The following is a 10,000-nucleotide window of genomic DNA, read 5'->3' on the forward strand; positions in this document are numbered from 1 at the left end:
AAAGACCTGCGCCTCCACGCCCTCTTTCAGCGGCAGGGCGTCCAGCTCGGCAAAGAAGGTGATGTCGATATCCGACGAATAGTTCAGTTCGCCCGCCCCGTGCTTGCCCATGGCCAGCACGAACAGGCCTGGCATCAGGCCGCGCTCCCCCTTGATGTCATAGTCGATCAGGCGGCCGCGGTCGCGTTCTTCGCGCACAGCCAGCGCGATCCCGGCATGGGTCACGGCGTCGGCAAAGCGCGTCAGGGCGGCGGTGACGTGATCGAGCTTCCACACATCGCCCAGATCGGCCAGCGCCGTCAAAAGGTGGGCATCGGCCTTCAGGTGGCGCAGCACGCGCTTGGCGGCATCGACATCGAGGGTTTCGACCGTATCGGCCTGATCGGCCAGCGCCTCGGTGGCCAGCAGGATGGCCTTCAGCCGCGCTTCGGGCGGCGACATCAGGGTTTCGCGCAGGCGCTGCGGTTCGCGCCGCATCAGCCCGGCCAGATAGGGCGAGGCCCCCAGCACCGGCATCAGGGCCGGACCGGCGCGTTGCAGCAGATCGGGCCAACCTTCGGCCTCAGCCACTTCGGCAATCGCCTCATAGGCGTACAGCGCCGCGCCGTCGTTCAGAACCGGCCCGCAGGGATGCAGACGATCCACCAGCGAGGAGAAAAGAATATCCGCCATGCCCCTCTGTTAGGCGAATCGAGGCGCAGACACAAGGGTGGCCTTGGGTTTCGCTTTGTGCAAACGGTATACAGCCGCGTGTGCATGGACAGGGGGAGATGATCGTTAACCGGTCTTTACTTTCATCCCGTTCAGTTCACAAAAACAGGAAGAGTATAAAAATAAGAAATCAAGGCCAATACCGTCGAGATTTTCAAATTAACGCGTTATAAAGCGTGTATCCTTAATAAAAGACACCCTGCCCTTATCGAAAGTACCGCGTCCATGTCCTTTGCCAAATCGCTCCTGATGCCGAAGAAAATCCTCATCGCCGGATGGGTGATGATCATAGCGTTATGGCTGGCCATCGCCGTCGAGCGGTTTACGGATATCGAGACCCTGCCCTTTGTGCGGACGGTCTTCATCTATCTGGTGCTCGATTACATGTGGGCGACCTTCTACCGCCAATGGCGCGGCGGCAAGGCCTGATCACCCCACCGGCGGCAGGACCAGCGCCGTGCGCAGCCCCGGCCCCTGATCGCCATAGACGCCAGGGCCTTCGTCGATACTCAGGCGGCCCTTGTGCGCCACGGCCACGGCCTCGACCATCGACAGACCCAAGCCTACACCCGGCAGGGAGCGTGAATTTTCCAGCCGCACAAAGCGTTGGGTGATGCGCGCGCGGTCGGCTTCGGGCACGCCCTGCCCCGTATCGGTGACCGAAAACTCGATCTCACGCCGCGAATTGTGCCTCAGCCGCAGGGTAATGCCGCCCGTCTGGGTATATTTGATGGCGTTGTCGAGCAGATTGGCCATGGCCTGCGCCAGAAAATCACGATTGCCATAGGCCTTCACGCCCGGCTCGATCTCGGCGGTAAATTCCAGCCCCTTGTCCTCGGCCAGAATTTCAAACAGCTCGCGCATGTCTTCGGCCAGCGCCGACGCGTCGAACAGCTTCTGGTCCGGGGCCTGACCCGCCGCCTGAAGCCGCGAGATCGAAAACACCGTCTGGAAGGTGCGCAACAACTGATCGGTTTCGGCCAGCGCCCGCTCGATCACCTCCGGGGCCTGCGACGGGTCTTTTTCGACGTCGTAAAGCGACACTTCGAGCTTGGAGCGCAGGCGCGACAAGGGCGTGCGCAGATCATGGGCAATGGCGTCGCCGGCGTATTTGAGATTGCCCATGGTCTTTTCCATGCGGTCCAGCGTCTCATTGACCCGTTCGGCCAGAGCGTCAAATTCATCCCCCGAATTACGCAGCTTGGCCCGCGCCTTGAGGTCGCCCTCCTTGACCAGATCAAAGACCTGCATCAGGCCCTGCACCGAGCGCGACACTTCGTTATTGATGATCATGCCGGCAAACAGGCCCAGCACGATGACCAGCACCCCGCCGCCCCACAGGGCCTTGAAGCCCATGTCGAAGCCCTTTTCCGACCAAGACGTGTCCATGCCGACATAGAGGGACAGGCCGGGCTCCAGCGTCACCACCTGCCCGCGATAGGCATAGGATTTGCGTTTGCCCGCCGGATCGGTCAGGCGGTAATTGATCTGAAACGCGCGCTCATCGCCGCCGACATAGCGGGCCTTTTCTCGGATATGGTCAAAGACCTGCGGCGACACTTCGGTTGTGGCGCGGCGGTTTTCGGCCAGGATCTCGCCATCGTCGCGATAGACGATCTTGACGAAAAACCACTCGGTTATGTCTTCCTGACTGAGGGTTTCGACCACCGCCTCTTCGCCCTGTTCGCGATACACCTCCTCCAGATAGTCGATGCGCGACTTGACCTGCGCGTCGGACACGGCCTTGGTTTCGGCCGAAGAGGCGATGTAGATATAGGCAAAGATCAGCACCGCCACGAAGGAATAGACGGTGATAAACATCAGGGTCAGACGGAAGGGCGTCTGCCTGAACATGGTGGCTTTCAGCGAAAAGCGCGCAGGGTTGGGAAGGGCGATCACGACCTGTTTTTAGGGCTTGAGCTGATAGCCTTCGCCACGCACCGTATGCAGCATCGGGCGATCAAAGCCCTTATCCAGCTTGGCGCGTAGACGCGAAATATGCACGTCGATGACATTGGTCTGCGGGTCGAAATGATAGGCCCAGACCTTTTCCAGCAACATGGTGCGCGTGACGCTCTGGCCCACATGGCGCATCAGGAATTCCAGAAGCTGAAACTCACGCGGTTGCAGGTCGATCTCGGACGTGCCGCGCTTCACCACGCGGGTAATCAGGTTCATTTCAAGATCACCGACGCGCAGGGTGGTTTCCACCGCGCCCGTGTCTTTGCGCCGCAACAGCGCCTCAAGCCGCGCCACCAGTTCGACCAGCGCATAGGGCTTGACCAGATAATCATCCGCCCCGGCCTTCAGGCCATAGACGCGGTCTTCGAGTTCGCCCAGCGCGCTGAGGAACAGCACCGGCACATCGATCCCTTCGGAACGGGCGATTTCCAGCATCGACACGCCATCGAGGCCCGGCATCATGCGATCCAGCACGACCACGTCAAATTCGCCGTCGCGCAGCGCTTTCAGCCCCGCTTCGCCGTCGTGGGTAACGACGGACTCAAAGCCCTGCTCCGACAGGCCCTTCTGCATGGTCAGGGCCGCTTCGACATCGTCTTCGACTATCAATACCTTGGTCATGTGCTGAATGCCCCGCGCAACCTTGTCTTTATCCTTAGTAAAGCGCGCCGCCGGTCCTGTGAAGGGGTTGCGGTGTTAAAAAGCTGTCATGTAACGCCTGCGGCGCAAGGCCCAATTTCCGACTTTATTGCAGCGCACAAAGCGGGTAAATAACCTCTGGCGGCCTATGCACAAATGCGCTTAATATCAGGCAAAAGCGCAGATTACAGGGGATACCGAGACCATGACCAAAGCCGATTCACCGTTTGAACAGGGCCTGAAAATGATGGGCACGCAGCAACAACTGGCGGCGCGCAGTCTGGTCAATCTGATCGGCATGATTTCGGCCTCCTCGCACCGCTATGCGCAGGAAACCACGGCCTTTACGCGCGACGCCCTGTCGCTGATGCAGCAGGCGGCCCAGACGCGCGACCCGGCCGAACTGCGCGAGCTTCAGAGCCAGTGGGCCAAGACCTGCGTCAAGTATGGTCAGAACCAGACCCGCGCCACCATGAGCTTTGTCGAACAATGCGGCCTTCAGGCGCTGAATGCCTCGGCACCGCAAGGCGACGATCTTCCCCCCAAAGAGTCCGGGGCAGAATCCCAACCCAAATAGGAGTATCCCTATGCTGACTGGCAAAACCGCCCTCGTAACCGGCTCGACGTCGGGTATCGGATTGGCCATCGCGCGCAAGCTGGCCTCAAAGGGCGCAAAGGTGATGCTGAACGGCATGGGGGATGCCGCCGAAATCGAAAAGCTGCGCGCCGACATGGCGGCCGAATTCGGCGTTGAGGTGGCCTTTAACGGCGCCGACCTGACGAAGGTCGAAGCCATCGAGGCCCTGATCACGGACACGACGCAAAAGCTGGGTGGGCTGGACATTCTGGTCAACAATGCCGGCATTCAGCACGTCTCGCCCATCGAAGACTTCCCGGTCGATAAGTGGAACATGATCATCGCGCTGAACCTGTCGGCGGCGTTCCACACCACGCGCCTCAGCTTCAAAGGCATGAAGGACCGCGGCTGGGGCCGCATTATCAACATCGCCTCGGCGCACGCCCTCGTCGCCTCGCCGTTCAAGGCCGCCTATGTGGCGGCCAAGCACGGCATTGCCGGCCTGACCAAGACGATCGCCCTCGAAGGGGCCGAACACGGCGTGACCTGCAACGCCATCTGCCCCGGCTATGTGCTGACGCCGCTGGTCGAAAAGCAGATCCCGGATACGGCCAAGGCGCGCGGCCTGACCGAGGAACAGGTGATCAAGGACGTGCTGCTGGCGGCCCAGCCGACCAAAAAGTTTGTTGAAACCGACGACATTGCCGAACTGGTGGTCTTCCTGTCTTCGGACGCCGCCAGGTCGATCACCGGTGCGCTGCAATCCATCGACGGCGGCTGGACGGCGGCGTAGGCGTCGAACCGTGATTTGACGGTGCGCGTCCGTGAATTTATCATTAGATGATAACGGAGACGCGTCATGCCCAGCAGCTACAGCCTTGGGGCTCACTTCGAAAACTTCATCCAGACGCAACTGGCCAGCGGACGCTACAACAACGCCAGCGAGGTCCTGCGCGACGCCCTGCGCCTGATGGAAGACCGCGAACGCCGTCTGGCGTCGCTGGACGCCAAGCTACAGGAGGGCTTGCGCGATATAGAAGAGGGGCGTGTCTATGATATTGAAGATGTCTTTGCCGAACTGGATGCTGAACTTGCAGCACTCGAAAGCAAACACGCTTGAAAGTCATAATCACGCAGAGCGCCCAAACGGATTTGCGTGAAATTGCGCGCTATATTGCGCAAGATAACCCCAAACACGCCCGAACCTTCGCTCAAGAGTTAAAGGATAGGGCGCTCGCTATTGGCGACACACCCTACGGCTCGCCCTTAATGGAATGGTTTGAGGCAGCCGGGTTTCGCCGCAAGCCGTATCGGGACTACGCAATCATCTACAAGGTTATTGCCGAAAAAGTCTATGTCACTCGCATCCTGCACAGCGCTCGCGACATAGACACCCTTCTGTAGCTACTCCGCCGGCACCTCGGACTCCAGCGCCTTGGCCAGTTGGTCACGCGCCGCATCGGCGGCCTTCTGGCGCTCCCACATGCCGAAGTAGAGCCCTTTGAGCTTCATCAGTTCGGCGTGATTGCCGCGTTCGGCCACCAGCCCGTCCTTGAGCACCAGAATCTCATCGGCCCCCACGACGGTCGAAAGGCGGTGCGCAATGACCAAGGTAGTGCGGTTCTGCGACACCTCATCCAGCGCCGCCTGAATTTCGCGCTCCGTATGGGTATCGAGCGCCGAGGTCGCTTCATCAAGGATCAGGATCGGCGGCGATTTCAACAGCGTGCGCGCAATCGCCACGCGCTGCTTTTCGCCGCCCGACAGCTTGAGCCCACGTTCGCCCACCTCGGTATCGTAGCCCTGCGGCAGGGAGGCGATGAAGGCCGAAATCTGGGCCTGTTCGGCGGCGGCCTCGACCTCTTCGCGTGAAGCGCCATTGCGGCCATAGCCGATATTGTAGGCGATGGTGTCGTTAAACAGCACCGTGTCCTGCGGCACCATACCGATGGCGCGACGCAAGGAGGCCTGATTGACGTGGCGGATGTCCTGGCCGTCGATTTCGATAGAGCCGCCCTTCACGTCATAGAAGCGGAACAGCAGGCGCGAAATCGTCGATTTACCCGCGCCGGACGGGCCGACAATGGCCACCGTCTTGCCCGCCGGCACCTCAAACGACACGCCCTTGAGGATGGGGCGGTCGGCGTCGTAAGAAAACACCACGTCCTTGAAGGCCACAGCCCCCTGCCCCACCTTGAGGTCCGGCGCGCCCGGCGTATCGACCACCTCCTGCGGTTCATCCAGCAGCTTGAACATGGCTTCCATGTCGATCAGGCCGGTGGAGATTTCGCGGTACAGCGTGCCGATGAAGTTCAGCGGAATGGCCAGTTGCATCATGAAGGCGTTGACCAGCACGAAGTGGCCCAGCGACTTGGTGCCGTTCATCACCTCATAGGCCGACATCAGCATCACGATGGTCATGCCGATCGAGAAGATCACCGCCTGCCCGATATTCAGCCAGGCCAGAGAGGTATAGGTCTTGATCGCCGCCTTTTCATAGGCCGCGGTGGCGCGGTCATAGCGGCTGCGCTCAAGCTGTTCATTGCCGAAATATTTGACGGTTTCGAAGTTGAGCAGCGAATCCACCGCCTTCGACATCGAGTCGGAATCCGCCTCGTTCATCTCCTTGCGGATGGCGATACGCATGTTGGAGGCGACGATGGAGAACCACACATAAACGACCACCGTCACAGCCACGACCGCCACATAGACAAGGTCAAACTGCCACCCCAGCGCGCCTGCGGTGAGAACAAACTCCACCACCGTCGGGATGCCAACCATCATGGTCAGGCGGATGATGGTTTCAATGCCCATCTTGCCGCGCTCAATCACCCGCGACAGGCCGCCCGTGCGGCGTTGCAGGTGGAAGCGCAGCGACAGATTGTGCAGGTGATTGAAGGCGCGGTTGGACAGGCCGCGCACCGCGTGCTGCCCCACGCCGGCAAACATGGCGTCGCGGATATTGTTGAACACCTGCGACATCATCCGCGCCACGCCATAGGCCAGCACCATGATGACCGGCGACACCAGCACCAGCGTCAGCAGATCAGTCTTGCCGTCTGCCGCCCCCGGCGTGAAGGCGTTGGTCGCCCACTTATAGGCAAAGGGTGTGGCGATGGTCAGAAGCTTACCCACCAGCATAGCCGCCAGCGCCCACAGCACCTGCACCTTAAGGTCGGCCCGGCCCTCCGGCCACAGATAGGGTTTGAGGAAGGCGAGCGTATCGGAGGCCTTGCCTTTCGGCTTGGGCATGGGGGCGGGCGCGTTCATCAGGCTAAGGGACTCGATTTTCGGTGCGGCAAAGGATTGCGCATATATAGGTCCGGACCGGTACAAAATCCAACCAATGACCAGATTAATTTTACAATCAAAATTGATCGTATATGCTCACGCACAATCAACACATCCCCTCACCCAGGCACAGAGAGGGATAGGAGGACACCCCGATGTTTCGTCGCACCCTGATCGCTGCTGCTTTGCTGTTGTCAACGCCGGTTCTGGCGGCAGAAAAACCCGCTGAAACGCGACCGGTGCGCGTCATTCTGGTCGGCGACTCGACCATGACGGACAAGTCGGGCTACGGCAAAGGCTTCTGCGCACAGTTCAAACCCGAAGTGGTCTGCGTCAACGCGGCGCGCGGCGGGCGTTCGTCCAAGAGCTATCGCGTCGAAGGCCTGTGGGACAAGATCCTCGCGCAACTGAACGACGGCACGGCATCGAAAACCTATGTGCTGATCCAGTTCGGGCATAATGACGGCTCATCCAAGCCGGAACGCCACACCGACCTTGAAACCGAGTTTGGTCCGAACATGCGCGGCTATGTGCTGGACGTGAAAAAAGCCGGGGCGGTGCCGGTGCTGGTCACGCCCCTGACGCAGCGCCATTTCAAAAAGGGTCAGGTGCAAAATGACCTTCTGCGCTGGGCGCAGGTGACGCGCCTGATCGCGCGCACCACGGACACCACGCTGATCGACCTCTATGCCGAAGGTCAGGCGAAGGTGCAGGCTATGGGCGCGGTCGAATCGCTCAGCCTTGCCGGGCAGCCGGTGCCGCAGAATGTATTGGAGGCTGCACCGACCGGCACCACCGTCCCGGCCAAATTCACCGACGCCTCTCAGGGGCAGGGCACCGCGCAGGCCTTCGACTATACGCACCTCGGCCCCAAGGGCTCGGACTATTTCGGCCAGATGGTGGTTGATCTGTGGGTTAAGGCCGATCCCAGGGTGAAGGCACTGGTGAAGTAAATCCCGTTCACCAGCTGCGGGTTGAGGGCAAGAGTGCGACGTCTTTACGGCCCCACCATCTGCGCCTTTGGATGGTTTTATTTTACTACAGATGACACAGATGACCGCCAAAGGCGGTCACACAGATGATCCGTGCAAGAGCTGAAGCCGTGAGCCTCTTCAATCTGTGTGAGGCTCGCCCTGCGGGCCGCATCTGTGGCCATCTGTGGAAACCTTAAGACCCTTCCGCACAAAGCAGGGCGGGCAGACAAACCACCAATCAGCTTTTCGTGGCCAATCCTTCTCTTCGCGTGCGACGGGGCTGGCTCAGCGACACACGCCATCGTCGCACGTCGGGCCGCTCCTGATCTCCGGCGGCAGGTCGTCCCAGGCGCGGTTCAGCACCTGCGTGAAGCCCGCCACCGGCTGCGCGCCGGACACGGCATAGCGGTCGTTGATGACAAAAAACGGCACGCCCTGCACGCCGCGCGTCGTGATAAATTCCTGCTCCTCCTGCACCGTGTCAGCATAGCGATCGGTTTTCAGGAAAGCCTCAGTCTCCGCCGCCTCCAGACCGATCTCAACGGCCAAGGCCACCAGAGTCGCCTCATCAAAAAGGGACTGCGTTTCGGCAAAATAGGCGCGATAGAGCCGCTCAACCGCCTGCGACCCCAGGCCCTTGTCCTGCGCAAATTTCACCAGCCGGTGCGCCTTCAGCGTATCGCCGTAAAACGTGCCTGCGAGCGTCATAGGAAGCCCGGCCGCCGCCGCCATCTGCTCGACCCGCGCCTGATTCTGATCGGCCTGAGCCGCCGTCAGACCGTACTTCTGTTGCAGCATCTGCCCCACGGGCGCGACCGGCGCATCCGGCCCCAGACGAAAGGCGTGATGGCGCACCGTCACCTGATCCTTGCCCGCAAAGCCTTCCAGCGCCTGTTCAAAATGACGCTTGCCGATCCAGCAGAAGGGGCAGATCAGATCAGACCAGATATCGACGGTAATCGGGCTTGGGGACACGGACATAGGACCTCGCTTTCCCCCCGCATATCGGTCTTTGTGCGTCCCCGCGCAAGCAGGGAGAAAAAGGTAACCGCCTCAGGCCGCGACCGACAGGCGGATACCGAGCGCCTTGGTCACCGCCAGCAGGGTCGTCAGCGTCGGATTCCCCGATGGGCCCAGCGCCTTGTACAGCGCCTCACGCGACAGGCCGGTTTCGCGCGACAGGTCGGTTATGCCATGCGCGCGGGCAATATCGTTAAGCGCGCTTCGGATTTCATCCGCGTCACCGTCTTCAAACACCGCCGCCAGATAGGCCTGAGCGGTTTCCGGATCGCTGAGATAATCCGCCACATCAAAAGGAGCGATGGTCTCCATCGGGAATGTCCTTTGCCAAACTCCGCGCCAGGCGAATATCAGACTCCTGACTACCTTTGTCACCGCCGCAGAGCAGCAGGATGATCTGCGTGCCGCGTTGACAATAATAGACCCTGTAGCCGGGGCCGCTATGGATACGCAATTCACTGACGCCATCGCCTATGGTTTTGACGTCACCGAAATGCCCGCTTTCCAGTCGTTTTATACGGCGCAGTATCTGCGCTGCGCCGAGACGGTCTTTCAGCGTAACAAGCCATTTGTCGAAACGTTCAGTGCGATGGAGCGTGAACATGGGAACATTCGTTATCCAGAATGTAGTGCGTGATCATGTTAACGACCCCATTCACCGAATGGGAGGGACGGATTACGCCCCTCGGTCGGTTACAATAACTATAACCCCCCAATTTGTCAACTATAGTTATCATTTCACTGCGCCAGCAGGAAACCCAGCGGAATATCCACCCGCGCGCGCCAGTCGGCTTCGTTGTGCGTCGTGCCTTCGAACACCGAACTG

The 10,000-nt window shown here is 60.3% G+C and carries 12 protein-coding genes and 1 pseudogene; 6 read left to right on the forward strand and 7 right to left on the reverse strand.

Annotated features, from left to right (window positions below; translation table 11 throughout):
• Positions 1-672, reverse strand: a pseudogene (locus tag LDL37_RS05380) (glutamine-synthetase adenylyltransferase); the annotation flags it as partial.
• 264 nt (positions 673-936) lie between these two features.
• On the opposite strand from LDL37_RS05380, the gene LDL37_RS05385 reads away from it, so the two are divergent.
• Complete coding sequence (locus LDL37_RS05385; RefSeq protein WP_290795341.1) at positions 937-1,140, forward strand: hypothetical protein; 204 nt, start codon at positions 937-939, stop codon at positions 1,138-1,140.
• On the opposite strand, the gene LDL37_RS05390 is transcribed toward LDL37_RS05385, so the two are convergent.
• On the reverse strand, positions 1,141-2,610 hold the full coding sequence (locus LDL37_RS05390; protein ID WP_126421295.1) for a HAMP domain-containing sensor histidine kinase: 1,470 nt from the start codon (positions 2,608-2,610) through the stop codon (positions 1,141-1,143).
• Positions 2,611-2,619: 9 nt separating this feature from the next.
• The gene (locus tag LDL37_RS05395) at positions 2,620-3,294 is read right to left on the reverse strand and encodes a response regulator transcription factor (RefSeq protein WP_126421297.1); all 675 of its coding nucleotides are present in this window, start codon (positions 3,292-3,294) and stop codon (positions 2,620-2,622) included.
• A 223-nt stretch (positions 3,295-3,517) separates the two neighbouring features.
• Here LDL37_RS05395 and LDL37_RS05400 point away from each other — a divergent pair, with 223 nt between their 5' ends.
• The 4 genes from LDL37_RS05400 to LDL37_RS05415 all read left to right on the forward strand — a co-directional run bounded on the left by LDL37_RS05400 (position 3,518) and on the right by LDL37_RS05415 (position 5,293).
• Positions 3,518-3,889: a phasin gene (locus tag LDL37_RS05400; RefSeq protein WP_013479463.1), complete on the forward strand. Its 372-nt coding sequence runs from the start codon at positions 3,518-3,520 to the stop codon at positions 3,887-3,889.
• A 10-nt stretch (positions 3,890-3,899) separates the two neighbouring features.
• Positions 3,900-4,682 (forward strand): 3-hydroxybutyrate dehydrogenase, encoded by a 783-nt coding sequence (locus tag LDL37_RS05405; RefSeq protein ID WP_290795346.1) that lies wholly within the window; start codon positions 3,900-3,902, stop codon positions 4,680-4,682.
• A 66-nt stretch (positions 4,683-4,748) separates the two neighbouring features.
• Positions 4,749-5,009, forward strand: coding sequence for a type II toxin-antitoxin system ParD family antitoxin (locus LDL37_RS05410; protein WP_290795348.1), 261 nt, complete (start codon positions 4,749-4,751; stop codon positions 5,007-5,009).
• Positions 5,006-5,293 carry a type II toxin-antitoxin system RelE/ParE family toxin gene (locus tag LDL37_RS05415; protein WP_290795350.1) on the forward strand — a complete coding sequence of 96 codons (288 nt, stop codon included), beginning with the start codon at positions 5,006-5,008 and terminating at the stop codon, positions 5,291-5,293. The genes LDL37_RS05410 and LDL37_RS05415 overlap by 4 nt, the downstream gene beginning before the upstream one ends.
• Here LDL37_RS05415 and LDL37_RS05420 read toward each other — a convergent pair whose 3' ends face one another.
• Positions 5,294-7,159, reverse strand: a complete 1,866-nt coding sequence (locus tag LDL37_RS05420; protein ID WP_290795352.1) for an ABC transporter ATP-binding protein/permease — start codon at positions 7,157-7,159, stop codon at positions 5,294-5,296.
• Between the two features lie 176 nt (positions 7,160-7,335).
• On the opposite strand from LDL37_RS05420, the gene LDL37_RS05425 reads away from it, so the two are divergent.
• Positions 7,336-8,133: a rhamnogalacturonan acetylesterase gene (locus LDL37_RS05425; protein WP_290795354.1), complete on the forward strand. Its 798-nt coding sequence runs from the start codon at positions 7,336-7,338 to the stop codon at positions 8,131-8,133.
• 306 nt (positions 8,134-8,439) lie between these two features.
• Here LDL37_RS05425 and LDL37_RS05430 read toward each other — a convergent pair whose 3' ends face one another.
• From LDL37_RS05430 to LDL37_RS05440, 3 genes are all read right to left on the reverse strand, one after another.
• The gene (locus LDL37_RS05430) at positions 8,440-9,135 is read right to left on the reverse strand and encodes a DsbA family oxidoreductase (RefSeq protein WP_290795356.1); all 696 of its coding nucleotides are present in this window, start codon (positions 9,133-9,135) and stop codon (positions 8,440-8,442) included.
• Positions 9,136-9,207: 72 nt separating this feature from the next.
• Positions 9,208-9,486 carry an addiction module antidote protein gene (locus LDL37_RS05435; RefSeq protein ID WP_126421313.1) on the reverse strand — a complete coding sequence of 93 codons (279 nt, stop codon included), beginning with the start codon at positions 9,484-9,486 and terminating at the stop codon, positions 9,208-9,210.
• The gene (locus LDL37_RS05440) at positions 9,464-9,778 is read right to left on the reverse strand and encodes a type II toxin-antitoxin system RelE/ParE family toxin (protein WP_290795359.1); all 315 of its coding nucleotides are present in this window, start codon (positions 9,776-9,778) and stop codon (positions 9,464-9,466) included. Before LDL37_RS05440 ends, LDL37_RS05435 begins: the two co-directional genes overlap by 23 nt.
• Positions 9,779-10,000: the final 222 nt, after the last annotated feature.

It is taken from the genome of Asticcacaulis sp., assembly GCF_020217185.1.
GTDB lineage: Bacteria > Pseudomonadota > Alphaproteobacteria > Caulobacterales > Caulobacteraceae > Asticcacaulis.

Excerpts from the sequence above, each read along its gene's own strand:
- LDL37_RS05425 (WP_290795354.1), top strand. The coding sequence starts at position 7,336 with ATGTTTCGTCGCACCCTGATCGCTGCTGCTTTGCTGTTGTCAACGCCG.
- LDL37_RS05410 (WP_290795348.1), top strand. The coding sequence starts at position 4,749 with ATGCCCAGCAGCTACAGCCTTGGGGCTCACTTCGAAAACTTCATCCAG.
- LDL37_RS05395 (WP_126421297.1), bottom strand. The coding sequence starts at position 3,294 with ATGACCAAGGTATTGATAGTCGAAGACGATGTCGAAGCGGCCCTGACC.
- LDL37_RS05440 (WP_290795359.1), bottom strand. The coding sequence starts at position 9,778 with ATGTTCACGCTCCATCGCACTGAACGTTTCGACAAATGGCTTGTTACG.
- LDL37_RS05405 (WP_290795346.1), top strand. The coding sequence starts at position 3,900 with ATGCTGACTGGCAAAACCGCCCTCGTAACCGGCTCGACGTCGGGTATC.
- LDL37_RS05400 (WP_013479463.1), top strand. The coding sequence starts at position 3,518 with ATGACCAAAGCCGATTCACCGTTTGAACAGGGCCTGAAAATGATGGGC.
- LDL37_RS05385 (WP_290795341.1), top strand. The coding sequence starts at position 937 with ATGTCCTTTGCCAAATCGCTCCTGATGCCGAAGAAAATCCTCATCGCC.
- LDL37_RS05435 (WP_126421313.1), bottom strand. The coding sequence starts at position 9,486 with ATGGAGACCATCGCTCCTTTTGATGTGGCGGATTATCTCAGCGATCCG.
- LDL37_RS05430 (WP_290795356.1), bottom strand. The coding sequence starts at position 9,135 with ATGTCCGTGTCCCCAAGCCCGATTACCGTCGATATCTGGTCTGATCTG.
- LDL37_RS05420 (WP_290795352.1), bottom strand. The coding sequence starts at position 7,159 with ATGAACGCGCCCGCCCCCATGCCCAAGCCGAAAGGCAAGGCCTCCGAT.